The following is a 21,930-nucleotide window of genomic DNA, read 5'->3' on the forward strand; positions in this document are numbered from 1 at the left end:
TCACGACGCCTTCGCCCGCTCGGCCGCGTCCACCGCCTCCGCCTGCAGCACGAGGAGTTGGCGGAGACGCCCGCGGGCACGGTGCAGGCGGGAGAGGACGGTCCCCCTGGGCGTGCCCATGACCTCGCCGGCCTCCGCGCACGACAGACCGTGGATCTCGACCAGGGTCACCGCGTCCCTGAACGGGTCTGGGAGCTGGGCGAGCGCCCGGTGCAGGGCCTCGCGGTCGAGCAGGCGCAGGACCTGCTCCTCGGGCCCAGGCGTGTCGCTGACCAGGTCGGCGACCAGGTCCGTCTCGTTGTCGACCTGGTCGGCCCTTGGCATGCGCAGGCGGCGGCGGTAGTCGTTGCAGGAGACGTTGTAGGCGATGCGGAGCAGCCAGGCACGGCAGTTGGTGCCGGGCTCGAAGGAGTCGAAGGACCGGAACGCCCGCAGGAAGGTCTCCTGGGCGACGTCCTGGGCCTCGGTGGGGTCGCTGGTCAGCCGATAGGCGTAGTCGTAGACGACACCCAGGAAGGGCAGGGCCGTCGCCTCGAACCGCTTGCGTGTGAGCTCGTTCATCGCGTCATACCTCCACCACCGACCGCCTGCGCGTGTCCGCCGTTCCGGGGATCGCCGTGCCTTGCGCTCATGGCTGCCAGGGCCTGTGCATGAAGTCGTTCGGGGCGACGACGTTGATGATGGCGCCGAGCATCGAGCCGAGCAGCGCCGCCGCGAACGCGATGATGAACAGGTTGGTGAGCATCTTGCGCAGGCGAAGGTCGTTCAGCAGGAGACGGTGGTAGCGCAGCACCACGAAGGCGACGGCGGTGGCCAGGAAGGGGGTGATCCAGCCCGAGTTCACCTTCCACTCCATGGCGAAGGTGTCCCAGAAGGCCAGCTCCTTGTGGGCCAGGAGGAACTGCTGCGGGTAGGCGTTGAGGTTGAGGGACCCCGGCCGTGGCTTGGCCCGGTAGCCGGCGTAGCCGAGCCAGGTCCCGACCAGCACCGTGATCCAGGCGACCACGGCCATGACCGCCACGCTCCACTTGCGGACGAGCTCCTTCGGCCGGGACTCCTTGGTCATGACCAGCGTGGTGAGGCCGCCGCCGAAGGCGTGGACGATGATGATCCCGCAGGTGCTGTGGGTCATGAAGAAGAGCTGCCTGGTGGTCAGGCCGTGGCCGGTCAGCGCGGCCATGACCGCGACGAGCGTGGCGGCGCCGATGCCGGCGGCCAGGGTCAGCGTCACGCCGTTGACGAGCGAGGTCCCGCGCCGGCTGGCGGCCCGGCTCGACTCGAGCCGGCGCAGGCGGCGCACGGGCAGCGAGCGCGGGTCGACAGCGGGCTCCTCGGGCTCCTGCTCGAAGAAGTCCGTCTCGTCGGCGTCGTAGCCGGCATCGCCGCTGCTGCCGTCGTCGTCGTCGTCGTACTGGTAGGCGTACCCGTCCTGGTACACGCCGTCGTCGTAGCGGGGCTCGAGGACGGTGCCGCCGGACCGGTCTTGACCCAGGTAGGCGAGGTCGACGTCGTCGCGGTCGTCGTAGAAGGGGCCGGTCGAGTCGGGGTCGGCGTAGGCCGGGTCGGCGCTCGGCGGGGTCCTGTACAGCGACCGGAGGTAGGCGAGGTCGGTGTCGCCCTGGTTCGCAGGGTACGGCTCGCCGTGCTCGACCCCACCGTACCCGGGCAGGGCGGGGTCGGTGCCAGGCTCGTCGTAGGGGTGCACCGGCTGGGCGTGGAGCGCGCGGGCATAGGCCGAGTCGGTGAGGTTGGGGTCGGTGACGTCCGGATCGACGTAGGCGGCGCCCTGGTAGAGCGCCTGCGCGTAGGCCGGGTCGGCATAGGGGTCGGCGTAGCCGAGGCCGGTCCCGGGACCGGCGTGGACCTGGTCGCCGTAGAGGGCTCGGGCATAGGCCGAGTCGTCACCGGCGTCGTCGAAGGCCGCCGGGTCCGCATGCCACTGGCCGTTCGGGTTCGCCTTCATCTGGCTCACTCGGTTGCTCACCCTTTCCCGATCGTTGCTTCGGGCCGGCTGGCTGGGCCAGGCAGGCCGGTCGCGGGACAGCGGCTGCCAAGCGCCTGGCTGGTTGTGGTGTGGTCGAGCGCGCGTCATGGGGACCTCTGTCGAGGCAAGGAGGAAGCAGCCGCGGTCGCGCCAATGTCCGGCCTTCGCCGATGGGCGACGGCGCACACGTGGGGGCGTGGCGCCGTCGTGGACCGTGCCGATGCACCGGACCGGTCCGGCATCGAAGCTACCGTGAACCTGCTGAGGTGCGTATTACGGTTGGGGGACAACAGTGGCGGTGCCTGACGCGGTCAGGTCCTGCCGGGCTGGATGGCGCAGTGGGGGCTGGCCGTCCGATTGGAGCTTTGGGGTTGCTCGGGCGAAACCGTACGGCACGGGCACATCGCAGTCAAATCGAACGTTGACCGTCACCATTCCGTGACGTTTTGTGCAAATGCGAGCTGCCGCGGCACCGGCACCGACTGGACCTGCCGACCAGCAGGCTGGTCAGCGAGCAGGTCGTGGTTGGGCGGCCGGTCCGCCGCGTGCCGCTCTACGTCCGGCTGTTCAGCTTCACCGAGCTGCGCGACCGGCTTGCCGCTGCGGGTTCACGCCTGCTGACGGCTGCGGCGAGGGCGGCGAGCCGCTCTCGCCGTCCAGCCGCCGGATGCCGGTGGTCGCCACTGCTGACCGCCGTGCGGGGCGGGCGGCGCAGCCGGGCGGCGGGCGCGATGGACGGCCAGGAACTTGAGGCCCCGGTCTTGTCGGTCGTGATGGCGGGGGGGATGTCACACCCCCGGCGTAGTGTTGCGTAAGGACAGGACTCATCACCCTCGCTCCGCACAAGCTCGTGATGAGCCACTGATATTCTACTGATTCGTTACCATCAAAGATAGTTCAGCAGTGACGTTACTGGTATAATGAGATCGATGGTGACAGGCACAGGAAGGGAGGGCGGCATGAACGCCCTGTTCCAAGAACTCATGGTCTACGAGCACATCGCCGACCTGCAGGCAGAGGCAGCGGAGTCGCGGCTGGCCTCAACTGGCCGCCGCCGCAGGATTGCCAGGCGGGCGCTGCGCAAGAGGGAGGCCCACCGATGACTACGATCCAGAGAGACCCCGACGGCCCCGGCGAGCCCATGACCACTCCCAGGAACCCCCCGCAGGCGACGGTGTGGGCGTGGCTCGGCGACTGGGCCGCCACCGTGCGGCTCGGCCCCGTGCTCGGGCAGCGGGCGGTCAGCCGCCACACCGGCGCCCGCTGCTGACAACAACCGGAAGCGCCCGGCCTCCCACCCCGGGCGCTTCCGGTTCTTCTTCTCCTTCCGGTTTTCTTCTCCAGAGACCTGGTCCCTCACGGGCGCGGTCCTCACGCGCCCAGTTCTCGCGGGCGCGGTCCTTACAGGGGCGCGGCTCTGAGGGATCAAGCATCCGGGGATCCGAGGGGTGGGAACCGCCTCTCACCACCCGCGGGGTGCACCCGCCTCCCCCCGCAGGGGGCACGGCTGGCCGGTCAGGCGGTCCTGGGGGACCGGGGCTTCACGGTCCCGCGCCCAGCGCCGCGCGTCGTAGGCGCGGAAGACCGGCAGCGCCACGGCCACGACGCCAACCCCGAGCACGCTGAGCAGGCCGCCCGACACCACCGAGACGCGGACGCTGAACAGCGAGGCGACCGCGCCGGCCTCCACGTTGCCGAGCAGTGGCCCGGTCGAGTAGCTGAGCAGCTCGATGCCTGCCAGCCGGCCGCGCAGGTGGTCGGGGATGGTCTGGTTCCAGATGGTCGAGCGGAAGATGCCGCTCACCATGTCGGCCGCGCCGGCCAGGGCGAGCAGGCCGAGGGCGAGCCAGAGCGGCCCGGCGAAGCCGAAGCCGGCGATGGCGGCGCCCCAGACCGCGGCCGCGATCAGGATGGCCCGCCCGTGCCGGTGCACGTGCCCGGTCCAGCCGCTGGTCGCGTTGGCCAGGAAGGAGCCGACGGAGGGGGCGGCGTAGAGCAGCCCGAGCGCGCCAGGCCCGCCGTAGCGGGCCGCGATGGCCGGGAACAGCGCGGTCGGCATGCCGAACAGCATGGCGACGATGTCCACGATGTAGGTGCCGAGCAGTTCCTGGCGGCTGCGGGCGTAGCGCAGGCCCTCGAGCACGCCGCGCAGGCTCGGGCGCTCGGCGCCGGCCGGGGGCGGCAGCGCCCGCATGAGGCTGAGCGCGACCAGCGACACCATGAAGCTGACCACGTCAACGCCGTAGGTGGCGGCCAGGCCGAACTGGGCGATCAGCAGGCCGCCGAGGGCGGGGCCGCCCACCAGGGAGGACCGGGTGAGCTGGAAGACCTGGTAGGGGATGGCGACGTAGGTGATCATGCTGCCCGCGAAGGAGACCGCCTGGCCGGCGAACAGCAGCCGCAAGTCCCGGTGCCGCCGGAGCGGTCCGAAGTCCACCGTGGCCATCCGCAGCCAGCCACGCCAGCGCCACTGGCGTCCAGCGTCAGCTTTCCCGGTCGAGGGCCCGGCCATCGCCACCGGGTCAGCACTCCCGGTCGAGGGCCCGGCCATCGCCACCGGGTCAGGGCCGACCCGGCTCGGCGGCCGGACCGCCTCGGGCTCGACGCCGGGCAGTCCGGGGCTGTCCGGGTCCGCCGCCGGCCCCTCGGCCGCGGGCGATGCGTCGTCGTCCACGGCGGCATGGTGGCAGCCGGCGTCCGCGAGCGTCCACCCGACTTCGCCGCGCCGCCCTTGACGGGCGGTTTGACACCCGGCGGCGGTCTTGGCAACCTACGTCGCGCCGCTCGTCCCCCCGAAGTCCCAGAGCGGCACGAGCTGAACACCCAAACCGTACCGGTCCCGCCCGCGATCGCTGTGGCGCTGGCTCTCCTGGGCGGGACCCCGACATCCCGCCTGGTGGCTTGTGCTCCTGGGCCGGGCGGCATCCGCGAGCACCTTTCCGGTCCCGGCAACGAGAGGTTGGGCAACGGTGCGACACGCGCGAACCACCGCCAGCGGCAGCGGCGATTCCTGGGACCTGCCGCTCGCCCAGACGCCGCCGGGCCGGGCGGTGGGTGACCACGGGCCGAGCGTCCGGACCGCGCTGCTCACCCCCGTGAGGTCCCGCGCGGTGTCGAACCGGCCCGCGTGGGTCCGCAGCAGCGCCATGACCGCGGCGATCGTCGTCCCCGTCGTCATCAGCCTGGTGCTGCTCGCCACGGCGGGCCCGGGCAGGATCTTCCCCCGTCCCACGGCCGAGTCCCGGCTGGTGGCCACGCCGGCGCGCAGCGGCGACCCGACCCGGCTGGTGACCCTCATCAACCAGGAGCGGGTGCGGCACGGCTTGGCCCCGCTGATGGTGAGCCGCCGGCTCAACGCCATGGCCGCTGCCCACTCGGCCGACATGGCCGGACAGAAGCGCCTCTGGGCCGACCCCAACCCGGGCGCGGGCATCCTGAACGACATCTCGATCTCCGAGCACGTCGACTGCGCCGCCTCCGCCGACCAGGCGTTCGCGCGACTGATGAGCTCGCCCGAGAAGCGGGCCAAGGTGCTGCAGCCGAACCTCAACACGGTGGGCCTCGGCGCGGCCAGCGGCTCGTGCCTGTGGATCACCGCCATGTTCGCCAAGATACCGGTCAAGCAGCAGACCGGCTCGGTCAAGCGGAAGCCGATCGCCCCGACCACCACCGTCCCGGCCGCCCGCAGCCGCTCGACCCCGACCACTCGCCCGTCGCCGCCGAGCACGGCCCCAGCGGCGACCGCGCCCATCCGATCGCCCTCCACGGCCGACAAGATCGCCAAGGACCTGTTCGCCCGCGTCAACGCCGAGCGGGCCGCGCGCGACCTGCCCGCGCTGGCCTGGAGCACCGACCTGGCCAGGCTGGCCGCCAACTGGTCCGAGCACATGGCCAGCAGCGGCACCTTCGCCCACCGTGACCTGGGCGCGGCCAGGAGCCAGCCGGGCATCTCAAGGTTCTCCGCGCTGGGCGAGAACATCGCCTGGGTCGAGGGATACCAGAACGACGCCTTCCAGCTCCACATCGGCTGGATGAAGTCCGACGGGCACCGCCACAACATCCTCCAGCCCGGCTTCGACTCCATCGGGATCGGCGTGGTCTGCTCGGGCGGCAAGGCCTGGGCCACCCAGAACTTCGGCCGCGCGTCGTCGTCGACCCCAAGCCTGTCCTCGACCACGCCCCCACAGGACCCGATCACCGCGGTCAAGCTGGACGGGCTGGTCTGCTGACGGCCGCAGCGCGTCACGGGACGGGTCGCGCTGTGGCCGGGGCTCGCCTGCCCATCGCCGAGCGCCGCACCTGGGGCAAGGTCATGGTCGTACCATGACCAGGCCGGCCGTTGACGCGAGGAGCACGAGATGACCGCCGCAGCAACAGACCTCCCCCTGCACGCCAGCGTCCAGCCGCTGGCCGGGCTGCTCGGCACCTGGCAGGGCGAGGGCGCCGGCGAGTACCCGACGATCGAGCCGTTCCGGTACCGCGAGGAGGTCCGCTTCTGGCACATGGGCAAGCCGTTCCTGGCCTACGCCCAGCGGACCTGGGCGCTGGACGACGGCCGGCCGCTCCATGCTGAGACCGGCTACTGGCGGCTGGCAGCGGGCGGGACGGTCGAGGTCGTCCTCGCCCACCCCACCGGGATCGTCGAGGTGCTGGAAGGCCGCCTGCAGCGGCTTGCCCATGGGGCGCGGATGGAGCTGGCCAGCACCGCGACGGCCCGCACGGCCACCGCCAAGGAGGTCACCAGGCTACGCCGGGTGTTCGAGCTGCGTGAGGGCGTCCTCGCCTACACCCTGGCGATGGCCGCGGTCGGCCAGCCGCTCGTCCACCACCTGGCCGCCGAGCTCCACCGCGCCGGCCAGCCGTGACCCTGGCCGGCCCGGCCTTCCCGACCACGCGTTCTCGGCCCGGCGTTCTCGGCCGGCGTTCCCGGCCGGCACTCCCGGCCCGGCGTTCCCGGCCGGCACTCCCGGCCCGGCGTTCCCGGCCGGCACTCCCGGCCCGGCGTTCCCGGCCGGCACTCCCGGCCCGGCGTTCCCGGGCGGCTGATCCCGGGCGGCTGATCCCGGGCCGGCGCTCCCGGCCCGGCGCTACGGCGCGATGACCCGGCCCAGGTCGGCTGGGCGGCCCAGCCTGCCCTGGGCCGCCTCCAGCGCCTCGACAGCGGCCAGGCCCTCGGGCGGGAGCGGGCTCGACCGGCGCAGCCCGAGGTCCACGTGGAGCGCGACCTCCTCGTGGGTGGCGGCCAGCGTCCCCCGGGACATGTTCTCCATGTAGAAGAGGTAGTGCAGCTTCTTGGCGGAGTGCCCGACGAGGCGGGCGAGGATCCGGTAGGCGTCGCCCTCGGCCGTCTCGGCGTGGTAGCGGGTGTGCTCCTCGAGCACCATCAGGGTCGCGTTCGCGCGCACGTTGTAGGTGTCGGGCGCGAAGCCGAGGTGCGCGAAGAGGCCGTCGGTGGCCAGGTCGAACGCGGCCCGGTAATGGACCACGTTCATGTGCCCGTTGTAGTCGATGGCGGCCCGGTCGACGACCCCGCGGCCGACTTCGAGCAGCCGGGGGCTGCGCCATTCCGGCTCGTCGGCCACGTCCACCCTCCCAGCTCGGACCGGCGGGTCAGGACCGCGCCAGCACCTGGTCGGCCACCACGTCCAGGTCGGCGCCGACGATGTCGGGCCGCTCGAACAGCGGGTCGAGCACGGCGCCGGGCCGGGCCACGAAGGCCGCGGCGCAGCCCGCGCGCAGCGCCCCGGCCACGTCCCAGGAGTGCGCGGCGACCAGGCGGACCTCGGCGAGACCGACGCCGAGCTGCTCGGCCGCCATGCGGTAGGGCTCGGGCGCCGGCTTGAGCCGGCGCACCATGTCGGCCGAGAGCACCTGCTCGAACAGGTCGACGATCCCCGCATTGCCGAGCTGCGCCTCGGCCACCCGCAGGGTCGAGTTGGTCAGGGAAGCGAGCCGCGCGCCGGCGTCCCGCAGCCGTCCCAGCGCACCCGCGACCTCCGGATGGGGCGGCAGGTGGGTCATCTGCTCGCGCACCGCGTCGCGGTCGTCGTCGGTCAGGCGCACGCCGGCCCGCTCGGCGGTCATGTCGAGCGCGGCCATGCCGATCCGGCCGAAGTCGATGTAGACGCCGGTCACCGTCGAGACCAGAGCCGACTGCAGGAGCTGGCCGAACCAGAGCCGCCGGACCTGACGGTCGCCGAAGATCCGCTCGAAGTGCGGATCCATCGCCCCGAGGTCGAGCAGCGTCTCGTTCACGTCGAACACGCACACCTCGCGCACGCGCGCGCCTCCTTCCCGCAGAGGTCAGGTTGGCTCTCGTCCGACGAGCATTATCGACCGGAACCGGCGCGGCGGGACCAGGACGAGGAGGCGGCCGCGAGCGGAGCGGCCGGGCTCGGGTCGTGGATGCCGGCTCGCCCGAAGACGCGCTCGCGCGGCGCCTGCTGTTTGAGAAGTACCAGCCCGGCTACGGCGGCGACCTCGCCAGCTGGCGGCAGGCCGCACTGCCCGTCGCCGTCGACCTCGACCCCGGCTTGCGCGCTTCAGGCAGGCCGGCGGAGCGGGCTCGCCCTGACTGCTGGCGCCGGGACGGAGCGGGCGGTAGCGTTCGGCCATGCGGGTATGGACCGCGGTCGAGGCCAACGCGGCGCTGCCGAGGGTGCGCGCGGTCGTGGAGCGCGTCCGCTCCCTGGCCGGGGTGGCGCGCGAGCGGGCGGGTGCCGCCGGAGAGCAGGTGCGCGGGAACGGCCACGCGCCCGCCAGCGACGTCCGCGCCGAGTTGGGCGCGGCAATGGGCGAGCTGGCCCGCGAGGACATCGTGCTCCGCGACCTCGACAGCGGGCTGGTCGACTTCCCGGCCGTCTCTCCGAGCGGGCGCCCGTACTGGCTGTGCTGGGTGGTCGGCGAGCTAGAGGTCGCCTGGTGGCACTGGCCGGAGGACGGGTTCGCAGGCCGGCGGCCGTTGAGCGACCCTCCCGGCTGATCAGGGTTCGGCGCTCGAGCAAGCGAAGCGACCGGCCCCGGCCGTTCCTGTGCGCCGCCGCCCACGTGCGGTCCCCGGCGCCGACCACTACAGTCTGCTACCCGATCGGCCACCCCAAGCGAGGACCCCGTCATGGCCAAGCTCGAAGCCGGCGCCGAGGCCCCACCGTTCAGCCTGCCCGACCAGGACGGGAACACCGTCTCCCTGGACGACTTCAAGGGCCGCAAGGTGCTGGTCTACTTCTACCCGGCCGACGACACGCCCGGGTGCACCAAGGAAGCCTGCCAGTTCAACGACAACCTGGCCGCCTTCCAGGCCGCCGGCGTGCCGGTGGTCGGCATCTCCCCCGACGACGCCCAAAGCCACCAGCGCTTCCGCAACAAGTACGGGCTGGGTTTCCCGCTGCTGACCGACGCCGACCACCAGGTCATGGGCGCCTGGGGCGCCTGGGGCGAGAAGACCCGCTACGGCCAGACCACCACCGGCGTGCTGCGCTCCACCTTCCTGGTCGACGAGCAGGGCCGCATCAAGCGGGCATGGCACAACGTCAAGGCCGACGGCCACGCCGCCAAGGTGCTCGAAGCGCTCGGGCCCAGGGTCTGAGGGCGGCCGACCGCGCCCGGCCCATGCTTCCGCCGGGCTTGGCGCTGCTGATCGAGGTGCGCCATGACTGGACGATCGGGCGCCCGCAGCACGGCGCCGCTCCCCACGTCGTCACGCTCGGCGGCGTGGGCCGCGTACGCAGCGTGCGCGTGCGCGTTGCTGTACGCCGTTCCGAGCTTCTACTGGGCTTTCGGAGGCACGGCCGGGCTCGACACCGTGGGTGGGAGGATCGAGGAGCTCGGCCGGGCCGGCGGCCCCAGGGCCATCGCGCTGGGGCTGGCCGCCGGCGTCCTCAAGGTCGCCGGGGGGCTCCTCGCCCTTGCCCTGGTCCGGCCGTGGGGCCGTGCAGTCTCCCGCCGGCTGCTGCTCACCGCCGCCTGGGCCGGCAGCGTGGTCCTGACCGTCTACGGCGGGCTCATGGTGGTTGCCGGGACGCTGGTGCTGACCGGTGTCATCGCTCCGTCCGGGCCCGTGGACCGGACGGCCCTGCGCTGGCACGTCATGCTCTGGGACCTGTGGTTCCTGGTCTGGGGCGTCCTGCTCGGCCTTGCCGCCTGGCACTACGGCCGGGGACAGCCTACTCGGGCCTGAGCCTGAGCGGTCTCCACGGATGCTCGCCGCCCTGGCTATGACCATCCCCGGTCCTGCCCTGAATCTACGATCATCCCCGGTCCTGCCCTGAATCTACGATCATCCCCGGTCCTATCCTGATCTACGATCATCGTGGTCCTGCCTTGACCAGCGTCAGGAACAGCGCTCCGAAGACGGTTGCGCGAGGAGGATGGGATGGCTGCCAGCGGTCCGACGGGCCGCCTGCTTGTCGGCGCGTGGACTGGGATCGCCATGCTGATGGCCGGGCAGGTCGTCGACCTGCGATGGCATGCGGCGCACGGTCGCCGCTTCGAGCGCGCTTCTGACCAGGTCGGGGCCCACTGGCTCATCTGGCTTGGGGTGCTCGTCCTGCTGCTGGTCGCCGTGGTGGGCGCCAGGCGAGCCCAATCACGGTGGTACACGGGCTTTCGCCTGCTCCTGCTCGCGGTCGTCTGCCATGTGCTGATCGACGGCTGGCACTTCTGGGAGCACTACAACCTGCGGGACCCGGTTGTCCCCCATGTGCTCCTGGCGAGCTTGAAGGCCGTGATGCTGGCAGGCGTGATCACGGCGATACCAACCACGACGACCAGCATCTCCATCTGGTCAGGGGACGGCAAGGGACCGCTGCATTGATGCGCGACGCTCCGGCGACGCTCACATGCCTGGCCGGCCAGCTTGGCGTCGACCCTGAGCGTCGACCCTGATCGACGGGACCGAGGATCGACGGGACCGAGACGTCCCAGGCCTTCCATCGCGGCGTGGTCACCCTGGGCGAGCTGCGCGGCTGGACCGGGCGGCCCCGACCCGGGACACTCAAGACATAGCCGGGTGACCGGCCGGGCACACCGGCCCCGTGCCGGCGATGGCGATGAGGAGGCCGGCGTGCCGCACGGGTCGATCAGCGTCGGGGACGTGCAGGTGACCGCGTTGTGCGACGTGGTAGGAGACTTCCCGGCGCCCCTCGGCGAGGTCTTCCCAGGCGTCGGCCGCGCCGCCTGGGAGCCGTACCGGCACCGCTACCCGGAGACGTTCAATGGCGCCGACGCCTGGCGCCTCCACGACCACTGCTACCTGGTGCGGTCTGGTAGGGGGACGATCCTGGTGGACACCGGCGTGGGGCCGGCGTCGGCGCCGGGCGCGCAGTGGATCGGGACGCCGGGCCGGCTGCTCGACGAGCTGCGCGAGGCCGGCACCGGACCCGAGGCGGTCGACACGGTGGTCATCACCCACGTGCACCTCGACCACGTGGGCTGGAACGTCACCTGGGACGGCGACCAGCCGCGGCCGGTGTTCCCGCGTGCCCGCTACGTGGTGCAGCGGGCGGATTGGGACGTGTTCGCGGCCGGGGGCGACGACAACGACCGCGACGCGTTCGAGCACACCGTGCGGCCGCTGGAGACCCTGGGCGTGCTCGACCTCGCCGCTGGAGACCGCCCACTGACCGGGGAGCTCGAGCTGCTGCACACGCCCGGGCACACACCGGGATCGCAGAGCGTGCTCGTCTCGTCCGGTGGGGAGCGGGCCGTCCTCTGGGGCGACGTCGCCAACCATCCCGCCCAGGTGACCGAGACGGCATGGTGCTCGCGGGCCGACATGGACCCCGGGCTGGCGGACCGGACCAGACAGGCGCTGCTCGACCGCATCGAGGCCGAGGGCATGACGGTCTCCACCGCGCACTTCCCCGAGCCGTTCGGCCACATCGTGTGGGTCGAGGGCCGGCGGTACTGGCGCGGCCTCTAGCCCAGTGCCGGGGACGTACGGCAGCTCCGCGGCGGCCCGGCCGGGGTGACCGCCGCGCTGCCCGCAGCGGAGAAGGGGCGGAGTCGTCTGGCCCGTGAGGCCGCCGGGCGGGTGGCTCAGCCCGGCGCCGCTCGTGCGGCTGGCGGGCGCGGGGCGTCGGCGTCGACGAGGGCGGCGGGGATGGCGACCAGGCACGCGCGGAGCTGCTCGCCGAGGCCTTTGGCCTGCGGGTCGGGCCGGGTCGAGGCCGCGACGCCCTCCCCGAGCAGGCCGGCGACCACGAAGTTGAGGGCGAGCAGGTTCGGCAGCTCGTAGCGGCGCACGTCGAGGCCGGCCGTCTCCGGCAGCAGCTCCTGGAACCGCTCCACGGTGAGGAGCCCCTCGAGCCAGGCGTACCCCTGCCGGCTGCGCGCCCAGACGCCGAGGTTGGCATTGCCACCCTTGTCGCCCGAGCGGGCCCCGACCACGGTGCCCAGCGGCAGCCCCCGGACCTGGCCGCCGGGCAGGTCGGAGGCTGGGGGGCGGGCCGGGACGAGCGGGTCCGCGAGGTCCAGCTCGGTGGCGCCCGGCGCGGGGGGTACGGGCACGGCGCTCCCGTCGGCGAGCACGACCCGGTGCGGGACCAGCTCGCTCGGGACGAGCGCGGGCCAGTACACCGCGAACGCGCTCTCCCGGCCGGGCGGCGCGGTGAGCGTGAAGCCAGGGTAGGAGGACAGGCCGAGCTCCACGCAGGCGCCAGAGAAGCGCCGGCCGACCCTGGCCGGGTCGGGGTCCACGACCGTGACGCGCAGCTCGGCCGCTGCGTCGCCGGTCGCCGGGTCGAGCGGGCCGGCCCGGAGCAGCCGGACGTCGGTGCGGGCGAACGCGCGCCTGCCGCCGACCCGGGGCCAGAGCGCCCGCTCGACCAGCGCTGCCTTCTCCTCGGGGTCGAGGCCGGTGAGCAGGAACCCCACGGTGTTGCGGAACCCGCCCGGGTAGTTGATGGCGACCTTGGTAGTCGGCGGCGGCGGCTCGCCCCGCACCCCGGAGACGCGCACCCGGTCGGCACCATCCGGATCCAGCCGCACCGTGTCCAGGCGCGCGACCACGTCCGGGGACGCATACCTGGGACCGGCCACCTCGTAGAGGAGCTGCGCGGTGATGGTGCCCACGCTGACCAGCCCGCCGTGCCCGTCGTGCTTGGTGACGACCGCGCTGCCGTCGGCGGCCACCTCGGCGACCGGGAAGCCGGGGGCGAGCAGGTCGGGCACCTCCTGGAAGAAGGAGTAGTTGCCGCCGGTGGCCTGCGCGCCGCACTCGAGGACATGCCCGGCGACGAGCGCGCCGGCGAGGGCGTCCCAGGCGTCCCTGGCCCAGCCGTGGTGCCAGGCGGCCGGGCCGATGGTGAGCGCGGCGTCGGTGACCCGCGGGCAGACGACGACGTCCGCCCCCGCGTCGAGGGCCTCGACGATGCCCCACGCGCCGAGGTAGGCGTTGGCGGTGACCGGCGGGGCCGGGATCTCGGCCAGCGGCCGGCCGGTGTCGAGGTTGGCGAGGTCGTGGCCGGCGGCCAGCAGCTCGGGGAGCTGGCCGAGCAGGTCGTCGCCCTCGACGTGGGCGACCCGGAGGTCGAGCCCGAGCCGGGCCGCCACGTTGCGGACCGCGCCGGCCAGCCCGGACGGGTTCAGGCCGCCCGCGTTGACCACGACCTTGATGCCCCGGTCGGCGACCGTGCCCGCGATCTGCTCCCACTGGGCCAGGAAGGTGGTGGCGTAGCCGGCCGAGGGGTCGGCCAGGCGCGCCTTCCAGAGGATCGCCATGGTCAACTCGGCCAGGTAGTCACCGGTGAGCACGTCGATCGGCCCGCCCTCCACCATCTCGCGGGCGGCAGACAGCCGGTCGCCGTAGAAGCCCGAACAGTTCGCGATGCGAAGAGGCCGGTGCGCCGCGGCCCCGCCGGGCGAGCGCGGCGCGGACCCGCCGGGCCCGTGCGATGCGCGACGGCCTCGGCCGGCGCTCATCGGGCTCCTCCTGGAGCCCAGCTGGGCGGGCGGCGCTCGGCAAAGGCCCGCATGCCCTCGCGGGCCTCGGCCGAAGTGAAACGGTCCCGGGACAGGGCCAGCATGCGCTCGAGGGCGGCGTCGAAGTCGAGCCCGGGCACCTCCCGGGTGACCGCCTTGGTATGCGCGAGCGCCTCCGGCCCGCCGCGGAGCAGCATGCCCGCGTAGCGGGCCACCTCGGCGTCCAGGTCGGCGTCGCCGACGGCCCGGTTGACGAGCCCGATCTCCACGGCTCGGCTGGCGTCGAAGACCTCGCCGGTGAGCAGGTACTCCACCGCCGCCCTTGGCTGCAGCCGGGGCAGGCAGACAACCGAGATCAGGGCGGGGACCACCCCGACGCGCACCTCGGAGAAGGCGAACGTGGCGCTGGCGGCGGCCAGGGCGACGTCGCACGCGGCGACCAGCCCGATGCCGCCAGCGCGGGCGGGGCCGTTCACCCGCGCGAGGACCGGCTTGGGCGAACGCCACAGCCGGCGCAGCACGTCCGGGAGCGGGAAGCCGGCGGCCGGCGCCACCCCTCTCTCGTTCATGGTCTGCTGCTCGGCCAGGTCGGCGCCGGAGCAGAACGCCGGGCCGGCACCGGTCAGCACGATCACCCGGACCTCGGGGTCCCCGCCGGCCCGGTCGAGTGCCTCGGCGAGCTGGCCGAGCAGCACGCCGGACAGCGCGTTGCGGTTGGACGGCGAGTCCAGCGTGACGGTGGCCACGCCCGCGCCGGCCTGGTACCGCACGAGCTCGGGGTGGGGCATGCGGCCTTCCTCTCTCGTGGCGGACTGGTGACAGGGAAGATGGCCGACGATCGCCCCGCTGCCAAGCCCTACCCGCGGAGGACCCAGCCGGAGACTACGAGAGCAGCTCGTTGAGGGTGGCGAACAGGGCGGTGAACCGCTGCACGGCCTCGGGTGGCAGTAGGGGCAGCAGGTCGGCCTGGTCGACCAGGAGGACGCGGGCGGGTCGGTAGCGGTCGAACGGGCGCCCGAGCGCGAGCTCGACCCGCCCGACCAGCCGGCCGGGGCCGGGCACGTCCTCGACCGAGAGCCGGCCCACCCCGGCCGCCGCCAGCAGGCGCAGGTAGAAGGCGTCGCCGAGCAGGTCCTCGAGGCCCGCCTCGGCGTCGCCGGTGAATTCGGTCAGCGCGACCAGCCGCTCGGGCAGCAGCATCCCCCGCTGCACGAGCGAGCGGACCCAGCGGTGCCCGGCGCCGACGTCGAGCAGCATGGCGAGGTCGAGGGGCGCGCCGAGCAGCGTCGCGAGCGCCGCGACCGCGTCCAGTCCGCCGGCCGGTACGAGCAGCCAGCGCGGGTCCAGGCCGGTCCGGCCGGTGTCGCGCAGGAACCCGCTGACCACTTCGAGGTAGAGCAGGTCGGCGGGCCCGTCCACGACCAGGGTGTGGGGACCCAGCGTGAGCGGACGCAGCAGCTCCAAGCCGACCGCGGTCCGCAGCGGCTGGACGGTCTCCGGGCTGGCGCCCTCGACGCCCTCCCCGACCTTGGTGCCCTCGCCCTCGACGTCCTCTACGGTCCGCGTCCGGTGCAGGTGCTGGGGGTCGACCATGAACGGCGAGTGGGTGGTGTAGATCACCTGGTGGTGGCGGGCGAGCTGCTCGTGGAGGAAGCGCAGCAGGTCGGCCTGGCCCGCGGCGTGGAGCCCGAGCCCGGGCTCGTCGAGCAGGAGGATGACGTGGTCGGAGTCCCGCAGCTCCGCGAACGCGACCAGGAACGAGAAGAACCACACGAACCCCTCGGACCGCTCGCCGAAGTTGAGGGTGACCCGGTGGCGGTCGTTGCGGATGCGCACGTCGAGGAACGGGGGGTCCCCGCCCGCGGGCGTGCGGGGGCTGCGGAAGTCGACGTCAAGCTCGACCGCGAGCTGCCGGTTCTGGCTCCAGTAGGCGAAGACCTCGTCGCTGATCTGGTTGGCGGCCGCTTCGAGGGCGGCCCGGCGTGCCTCGTAGCGGTCCTCGGTGAACTCCTCGGCGTCCACGCCGGCCAGGCGCAGGAGGGCCAGGGCGGTCCGCTCTCCTCCGGACAGCTCGGCCTCCGGGGTGCGCTGCAGCCTGGGGATGGAGACCCGGCCGGGCATGACGCTGAAGGCGTCGAAGTAGAGGAACCGGGGCAGGCGGGCGGCGAGGAACGTGCCCAGCTCGGCGGACAGGTCGCGCCCCTTGAGCTCGTGCAGTAGCTCGGCCGCCTCGGTCGGCCGCGTCTGCTCGAGCTCGCGCTCGAGCCGCTCGACGACCGCCTCGAGGTTCGACCCTTCGGCCAGCCCGGGGTCGAAGCCGGCTTTCTCGAGAAGGATGCGAGCCTGGGCGGTCCTGTCCTGGTGCAGGATCATCCGGTGCCGGTTCGCGTAGGTGCGCTCGACCCGCAGCTCGCGGGAGGTGAGCACCCCCGGCCCGAAGCGGCTCCAGACCGCCTCGATGTCCTCGTCCTGCAGCTCGAAGGTGACCGACACCGGGACGGTGTCGCCGATGGCCTGGCGCTCGCGGCCGCGCAGGCGCCGGGGGTAGTCGCGGAGCTCGTCGAACCCTGGGGGCCGGCCCTGGGGGTTGGCCCACGCCAGGGCCTGGAGCAGGGCGGTCTTGCCGCTTTCGTTCATGCCGACGAAGCAGGTGACGTCCGGCTCGAAGCGGATCGGGCCGGAGTCCTCGATGCTCCGGAACTTCCTGACGTGCGCCGATTTGAGGATCATGCATGTCCTTGGACGTCACGCCCAGCGCCCTGGACCCGGGGGGGTGTCGCCGATCCTATGGACGGCCCGCGTGGCGGTCAACGCGGGGGCTGAGCAATGCGGTGCTCGCCGCGCGATCCAGCGGACCCAGCGGACGACCGCGTGGCGGTCAACGTGGGGCGGAGCAATGGCGACGCATCGCTCCGCAGAACTACAGGTGGGGCTCGGCTCTACTACGTAGCTTTCCAGCTGCGTGCCCGCGCAATTTGACCCTCAGATCGCTTTTCGCCACGCTCCGTTGGTCATGCGACCAACGATGGAAAGGATCCGGCGTGACCCAGTCAGACGTCACCCCGTCCGCCGGCGCGCCGGAGAACTCCCGGGCCAGCCTGTCGACGGCGTCGGGCGGACGTAGCGCCCAAGCCGTCGACCTCGAGCGGCCCGCTCGCAACTTCGGTGGTGGCGGAGCCCCGGTTCAGCTGGCCGAGTTCGAAGAGCTCGACGTCCGTTCTGTCTTCCCGCGCGACGGCGACGCGTTCAGCAACTGGCTGTCCGCCAACCTGGACAAGCTGGCCAAGGAGCTCGGCATCTCCGGTCTGCGCGAGGTGGGCCGGGACATCCCGGTCGGTTCGTTCAACGTGGACCTGCTGGCCCAGACCGACCGGGGCCGGCGCGTCGCCATCGAGAACCAGCTCGAGCCGAGCGACCACCCGCACCTCGGCCAGGTGATCACCTACGCCGCCGGCCTCGACGTGTCGGCGGTGGTCTGGATCGTCACCCGGATCGGCGAGGAGCACCGGGCCGTCCTCGACTGGCTGAACCAGCACTCCGACGACGACGTCCGCTTCTTCGGCGTCGAGCTGCGCGTGCTGCGGATCGGCAACTCGCAGGCGGCGGCGGCCTTCCGGGTGGAGTCGCGGCCGAACGACTGGCAGAAGGTCATCCGCCAGCGCCAGCGGGTCGGCTCCCCGATCACCGCGCGCATGCGGGAGTTCTGAGGTCGCACAGCCCGGGGCCCGGACCGGCTGGTCCGGGCCCCGACGCTTTGGGCGAGCCCGTACCATCTCCTCTCGAGCACCCGAGTCGAGCACCCGAGTCGAGCACCCGAGGAGAGAGGCCTGCCAATGAGCGACCAGCAGCTCGTCCGACCCGCCCCGATCAGCGGCTTCCCGGAGTGGACGCCCGAGGTCAGGCTGGTCGAGCTGCAGTGGCTCGACCGCATCCGCCAGACCTTCGAACGCTACGGGTTCTGCTCGATCGAGACCCCGTCGGTCGAGGTGCTCGACGTGCTCCTGGCCAAGGGCGAGACCTCCCAGGAGGTCTACACGCTGCGCCGGCTCCAAGCCGACGCCGACGACGACAGCGACGCCCGGCTCGGCCTGCACTTCGACTTGACCGTGCCCTTCGCCCGCTACGTCGCCCAGCACTTCAACGACCTGGTCTTCCCGTTCAAGCGCTACCAGATCCAGCGCGTCTGGCGCGGCGAGCGCGCCCAGGAGGGCCGCTACCGCGAGTTCACCCAGTGCGACATCGACGTGATCAACATCGACCAGGTCCCGCTCCAGTTCGACGCCGAGCTCCCGCGGATCATCCACGAGGTCCTCACCGGCCTGGACCTGCCGACCTGGTCGATCAGCGTCAGCAACCGGAAGATCCTCCAGGGCTTCTACGAAGGCCTGGGAGTCGGCGACCCGCTCGGAGTCATCCGGGTCGTCGACAAGATCGACAAGATCGGCGCCGACGGCGTCGGCCGGCTGCTGGCCTCGGAGCTCGGCCTGACGCCCGAGCAGGTCACCGCGTGCCTGGACCTGGCCCAGATCCGCGGCACCGGGAGTGCCGTGGTCGACGAGGTGAGCGAGCTCGGGGTCAAGTCGGACCTGCTCGCCGAGGGCCTGAACGAGCTGGCGTTCGTCATGGACTCGCTGTCCGACCTTCCGGCCGGCAGCGTCGTGGCCGACCTGTCCATCGCCCGCGGCCTGGACTACTACACCGGCATCGTCTACGAGGGGAGGTTCGCCGACTGGCCCGGCTACGGCAGCATCTGCTCCGGCGGTCGCTACGAGAACCTCGCCGGGTCGTTCATCCGCCGCAACCTGCCCGGCGTCGGCATGTCCATCGGGCTGACCCGGATCCTCGGCAAGCTCGTCACCGAGGGGGTGCTCCAGACCGGGCCCAGCACGCCCAGCGAGGTCCTGGTGGTGATTCCGAGCGACGAGCGCCGCTCCGAGGCCGTGGCCACCGCGGCCCAGCTGCGCAGCCGCGGGCTCAACACCGAGCTGTACCACCAGGCCGACAAGCTCTCCAGGCAGATCCGCTACGCCTCCCGCAAGCGCATCCCGTTCGTGTGGTTCCCACCCTTCGAGAACGGCAAGCCCCACGAGGTCAAGGACATGGCCACCGGCGAGCAGGTCACCGCCGACCCGGCGACCTGGCGACGCCCCTGACCGGCCAGCGCTCCTCCCGCCCCGAGGGCGGCCGTCGTCCTGGTGTCGGCCCGGCAAAGGCCTACCTGGTCGGCGCCGGCTCCCAGGGCGTCCAGGCTGCCGGGCTCCCCAGGGCGTCCAGGCTGCCGGGCTCCCAGGGCGTCCAGGCTGCGGCGACGTCCATTCCAGCGAGGCGCCGACCGGGCAGACGTTGGGAGGGAAGTCACTAGCCGCTGCCGGTGTGGGCGTGAGGGGCGGCGACCGGCTTGGACTCGGGCGAGCCGCGCTGGCGCAGGAAGATCCCGAGCACGACCAGCGCCCCGACTGCCAGGAACTCGCTCTGCCAGTTCTGGAAGGACTGGAACCAGAAGTGCGAGCTGCTCACGAACCCGAGCACCCCGACCGTGGGCTGCCCGTGGGCGGTCTGCTCCGCGTTGAACTCGGCGGTGCCGCCGACCGCGTGGGCCACGAAGCAGAACAGGAAGATGCCGAACAGGGCCAAGCTGAGCGAGTTCTCGTAGAGCTTGAGGACGAGGCCGCCCCGGCGGACAGGTCCGGGCGCGTCCGGCTCGTCCTTGGCCTCCCGGGGGTCAGCCTCGAGCTGCTCGTCGCCCTCTGGCGGCTTGGACTCGGGCGACCCCTTCTGGACCAGGAACGCCGTCAGGAACACGTACGCCGCCATCTGGAGGAACTCACTCTCCCAGTTCTCGGTCGTCGCCTCGACGAAGTGCCCGCTGCCGAGGTACTGCGCGTAGCTCTGGGTCGGCTGGCGATGCTCGCGGTCCTCGGTGTTGGCGACCAGGTAGCCGGTGATGCTCTGGGCCACCCAGAGCAGCAGGAACGTCCCGAACATGACCACCGAGAGGCTGTTGTTCCGCAGGAAACGGCGCATGGCTCCTCCAGGGAGGCCGGCCGGTCGCCGGCTGTCGTGACCTGTAAGTTCACCCACTCCAGGCAGAGCAAACACCACCGCGGCCGGGTGGGCCGCCACCGCGGCCGGGTGGGCAGCTACCGCGGCCGGGTGGGCCGCTACCGCGGCCGGCGCCTGGCCGCCGGCCCGGCCCCGACCGCCCTGAGCGGCTCGAACGGCCTCGGAGCGGGAGGCTCGGCCTCCTCGGCGTCCTCTGCCGTGGCGCCCGAGTAGTCCAGGTCGTAGTAGGCGTAGAGCGCGGCCACCTCCTGTGGCCACAGCCGGGCGCCGGGCTCCATCCCGGGCGCGCCCGCGACGGTCGAGCGGTCCAGCGGGACCTGGACCGCTGCGCCACGCTCCTCCGCCTCCGTCACCGGGACCAGCCGCGGCCCGAAGGCAGCGGTCGCCACCAGAGCCCAGCCTGGCTGGTCGGTTTCCTCGTCGTAGTAGACCTCGACGATGGCGCCCAGCTCCGCGCCGTCGCGGTCGACCGCGGCGCGGCCCTTCCACCTGCGCACGACGTCGAACGCCGGCATGCGCCCCCCTTTCGACAGCGTGCTGGCACGCCGGTCCGGATCGCGCGCGCATGGTACCCAAGGCCCGTCGGCTGCGACACACAGCCGGGAGCACCGGCCGGGCCGGTCCACGTCAGTCCCGCTCGGGAAGTCCTCCCGGAGTGGCGGGTCCTCGCGGCTCCTCCAGCGTGTCGTCGTCGAGCGTCATGTCCGTACTCCTGGGAGCCCCAGGTCGCGCTCGGCTTTTGCCTGGTCCTCGATGCAGAAGCGGGTGGCGGGCATGGCCTCGAGCCGTTCCGGCGCGATCGGCCGCTGGCAGGCCTGGCAGATGCCGTAGGTTCCCGCCTCGAGGCGCTGGAACGCCTCCTCGACCTCGACCAGCTCGGCCTGGACGTGCTCGAGCAAGGACTGGTTCTTCTCGTGCTCGAAGACCTCGGTGCCGATGTCGCCCGGGTGCTGGTCGTAGGCTGACAGCTCGCCGACGGCGGCCACGTCCGACTCGGTCTCCGGGTCGGCCCGGAGGCCGTCCAGCACCCGGTTGAGGCGGCTGCGCTCCTCCTCCAGGCGGGCTCGGGCCTGCTGCTCGTCCATGACGTCTCCTCGCTCGGTCCGGCGGTCGGTGGTCGGGCTCGGTCCGGCGGTCGGTGGTCGGGTTCGGTCCGGCGGTCGGTGGTCGGGTTCGGGGTTCGGGGTTCGGTCCAGCGGTCGGGGTCGGGACGCGTCGCCGCGGCGCGGTGCGCGAGTCAGGTGGCGTACCCGGATCAGCCCGAGCTAACCCCGCCCGTGCTAGGAGCGGTCCAGGCCCCGCTGGATGGCGTAGCGCATCAGCTCGTAGCGCCCGGCGAGCTGCAGCTTGGTGAGGATGTTCTGGACGTGGTTCTGGACTGTCTTGGTGCTGATGAACAGCTTGTCGGCGATCTCGCGGTAGGCGTAGCCCTTGGCCACGAGCTTGAGCACCTCGGTCTCGCGCGCGGTCAGGCCGGGCTCGGTGGCGGCCGCGCTCATCCGCCGGAACTCGCCGAGGACCAGGGCGGCCAGCGAGGGCGAGAACACCGGCTCGCCCGCGCGCACCCTGGCCACCGCGTCGGCCAGCTCCGCCGAGGTGGCGCTCTTGAGCAGGTAGCCGCTGGCCCCCACCTTGACCGCCTCGAGCACGTCGGCCTCCTCGCCCGACGCCGACAGGACCAGCACCTTCACGTGGGGCGACTCCTCGACGATGCGGCGGATCGCCTCCACCCCCCGGACCGTGGGCAGGTTCAGGTCCATGAGCACCAGCTCGGGCATTGCCTCGCTGGCGAGCTCGATCGCCTCACCACCGTCGGACGCCTCGGCCACCACAACCGCCTTGCCCGACGCCTCCAGGTCGCCGCGCACCCCGTCCCGCCAGACCGGATGGTCGTCGACCACCATCACCCGTACGCGCTCGTCGGCCACGCTCAACTCCTCTGGTGCCCCGCCGCCTGCACAAGT

General features: G+C 72.6%; 23 protein-coding genes. 11 read left to right on the plus strand and 12 right to left on the minus strand.

Annotated elements, in window-relative coordinates; translation table 11 throughout:
• Positions 1–561 carry a sigma-70 family RNA polymerase sigma factor gene (locus VG276_11590; GenBank protein HEV8650019.1) on the minus strand — a complete coding sequence of 187 codons (561 nt, stop codon included), beginning with the start codon at positions 559–561 and terminating at the stop codon, positions 1–3.
• A gap of 67 nt (positions 562–628) precedes the next feature.
• On the minus strand, positions 629–1,984 hold the full coding sequence (locus VG276_11595; protein ID HEV8650020.1) for a hypothetical protein: 1,356 nt from the start codon (positions 1,982–1,984) through the stop codon (positions 629–631).
• Between the two features lie 959 nt (positions 1,985–2,943).
• Between VG276_11595 and VG276_11600 the strand changes: the two genes are divergently transcribed.
• Positions 2,944–3,087, plus strand: coding sequence for a hypothetical protein (locus VG276_11600; GenBank protein ID HEV8650021.1), 144 nt, complete (start codon positions 2,944–2,946; stop codon positions 3,085–3,087).
• On the plus strand, positions 3,084–3,254 hold the full coding sequence (locus tag VG276_11605; protein ID HEV8650022.1) for a hypothetical protein: 171 nt from the start codon (positions 3,084–3,086) through the stop codon (positions 3,252–3,254). The genes VG276_11600 and VG276_11605 overlap by 4 nt, the downstream gene beginning before the upstream one ends.
• A 192-nt stretch (positions 3,255–3,446) precedes the next feature.
• On the opposite strand, the gene VG276_11610 is transcribed toward VG276_11605, so the two are convergent.
• Complete coding sequence (locus tag VG276_11610; protein ID HEV8650023.1) at positions 3,447–4,658, minus strand: MFS transporter; 1,212 nt, start codon at positions 4,656–4,658, stop codon at positions 3,447–3,449.
• Positions 4,659–4,953: 295 nt separating this feature from the next.
• On the opposite strand from VG276_11610, the gene VG276_11615 reads away from it, so the two are divergent.
• Both VG276_11615 and VG276_11620 read left to right on the plus strand, forming a co-directional pair.
• Positions 4,954–6,213: a CAP domain-containing protein gene (locus VG276_11615; GenBank protein HEV8650024.1), complete on the plus strand. Its 1,260-nt coding sequence runs from the start codon at positions 4,954–4,956 to the stop codon at positions 6,211–6,213.
• 129 nt (positions 6,214–6,342) lie between these two features.
• Positions 6,343–6,849 (plus strand): FABP family protein, encoded by a 507-nt coding sequence (locus VG276_11620; GenBank protein HEV8650025.1) that lies wholly within the window; start codon positions 6,343–6,345, stop codon positions 6,847–6,849.
• 222 nt (positions 6,850–7,071) lie between these two features.
• Here VG276_11620 and VG276_11625 read toward each other — a convergent pair whose 3' ends face one another.
• Positions 7,072–7,566: a thioesterase family protein gene (locus VG276_11625; protein ID HEV8650026.1), complete on the minus strand. Its 495-nt coding sequence runs from the start codon at positions 7,564–7,566 to the stop codon at positions 7,072–7,074.
• 28 nt (positions 7,567–7,594) lie between these two features.
• Entirely contained in the window at positions 7,595–8,263 is a 669-nt protein-coding gene (locus VG276_11630; protein HEV8650027.1) for a haloacid dehalogenase type II, read from the minus strand.
• 334 nt (positions 8,264–8,597) lie between these two features.
• Between VG276_11630 and VG276_11635 the strand changes: the two genes are divergently transcribed.
• The 5 genes from VG276_11635 to VG276_11655 all read left to right on the plus strand — a co-directional run bounded on the left by VG276_11635 (position 8,598) and on the right by VG276_11655 (position 11,903).
• Complete coding sequence (locus tag VG276_11635) at positions 8,598–8,966, plus strand: DUF2203 family protein (GenBank protein HEV8650028.1); 369 nt, start codon at positions 8,598–8,600, stop codon at positions 8,964–8,966.
• A gap of 132 nt (positions 8,967–9,098) precedes the next feature.
• On the plus strand, positions 9,099–9,569 hold the full coding sequence (gene bcp, locus VG276_11640; protein ID HEV8650029.1) for a thioredoxin-dependent thiol peroxidase: 471 nt from the start codon (positions 9,099–9,101) through the stop codon (positions 9,567–9,569).
• A 63-nt stretch (positions 9,570–9,632) separates the two neighbouring features.
• Entirely contained in the window at positions 9,633–10,160 is a 528-nt protein-coding gene (locus VG276_11645) for a DUF3995 domain-containing protein (GenBank protein HEV8650030.1), read from the plus strand.
• A 195-nt stretch (positions 10,161–10,355) separates the two neighbouring features.
• The gene (locus tag VG276_11650; GenBank protein HEV8650031.1) at positions 10,356–10,796 is read left to right on the plus strand and encodes a hypothetical protein; all 441 of its coding nucleotides are present in this window, start codon (positions 10,356–10,358) and stop codon (positions 10,794–10,796) included.
• Between the two features lie 249 nt (positions 10,797–11,045).
• On the plus strand, positions 11,046–11,903 hold the full coding sequence (locus tag VG276_11655) for an MBL fold metallo-hydrolase (protein HEV8650032.1): 858 nt from the start codon (positions 11,046–11,048) through the stop codon (positions 11,901–11,903).
• 116 nt (positions 11,904–12,019) lie between these two features.
• On the opposite strand, the gene VG276_11660 is transcribed toward VG276_11655, so the two are convergent.
• The 3 genes from VG276_11660 to VG276_11670 form a co-directional block, all read right to left on the minus strand.
• Entirely contained in the window at positions 12,020–13,903 is a 1,884-nt protein-coding gene (locus tag VG276_11660) for an acyclic terpene utilization AtuA family protein (GenBank protein ID HEV8650033.1), read from the minus strand.
• On the minus strand, positions 13,900–14,691 hold the full coding sequence (locus VG276_11665) for an enoyl-CoA hydratase-related protein (GenBank protein HEV8650034.1): 792 nt from the start codon (positions 14,689–14,691) through the stop codon (positions 13,900–13,902). Before VG276_11665 ends, VG276_11660 begins: the two co-directional genes overlap by 4 nt.
• A gap of 94 nt (positions 14,692–14,785) precedes the next feature.
• Positions 14,786–16,633: an AAA family ATPase gene (locus VG276_11670; protein ID HEV8650035.1), complete on the minus strand. Its 1,848-nt coding sequence runs from the start codon at positions 16,631–16,633 to the stop codon at positions 14,786–14,788.
• 311 nt (positions 16,634–16,944) lie between these two features.
• Here VG276_11670 and VG276_11675 point away from each other — a divergent pair, with 311 nt between their 5' ends.
• Positions 16,945–17,610, plus strand: coding sequence for a hypothetical protein (locus VG276_11675; protein ID HEV8650036.1), 666 nt, complete (start codon positions 16,945–16,947; stop codon positions 17,608–17,610).
• 126 nt (positions 17,611–17,736) lie between these two features.
• Positions 17,737–19,056 (plus strand): histidine--tRNA ligase, encoded by a 1,320-nt coding sequence (hisS, locus tag VG276_11680; protein HEV8650037.1) that lies wholly within the window; start codon positions 17,737–17,739, stop codon positions 19,054–19,056.
• Between the two features lie 205 nt (positions 19,057–19,261).
• On the opposite strand, the gene VG276_11685 is transcribed toward hisS, so the two are convergent.
• From VG276_11685 to VG276_11700, 4 genes are all read right to left on the minus strand, one after another.
• On the minus strand, positions 19,262–19,927 hold the full coding sequence (locus tag VG276_11685) for a DUF6766 family protein (GenBank protein HEV8650038.1): 666 nt from the start codon (positions 19,925–19,927) through the stop codon (positions 19,262–19,264).
• Positions 19,928–20,064: 137 nt separating this feature from the next.
• Positions 20,065–20,481 carry a PRC-barrel domain-containing protein gene (locus tag VG276_11690; protein ID HEV8650039.1) on the minus strand — a complete coding sequence of 139 codons (417 nt, stop codon included), beginning with the start codon at positions 20,479–20,481 and terminating at the stop codon, positions 20,065–20,067.
• 183 nt (positions 20,482–20,664) lie between these two features.
• Positions 20,665–21,051, minus strand: coding sequence for a TraR/DksA C4-type zinc finger protein (locus tag VG276_11695; GenBank protein HEV8650040.1), 387 nt, complete (start codon positions 21,049–21,051; stop codon positions 20,665–20,667).
• Between the two features lie 195 nt (positions 21,052–21,246).
• A complete protein-coding gene (locus tag VG276_11700) occupies positions 21,247–21,870 on the minus strand; it encodes a response regulator transcription factor (protein HEV8650041.1) in 624 nt (207 codons plus the stop codon).
• Positions 21,871–21,930 lie beyond the last annotated feature (60 nt).

It is taken from the genome of Actinomycetes bacterium, from assembly GCA_036000965.1.
Taxonomy (GTDB): domain Bacteria; phylum Actinomycetota; class CALGFH01; order CALGFH01; family CALGFH01; genus DASYUT01.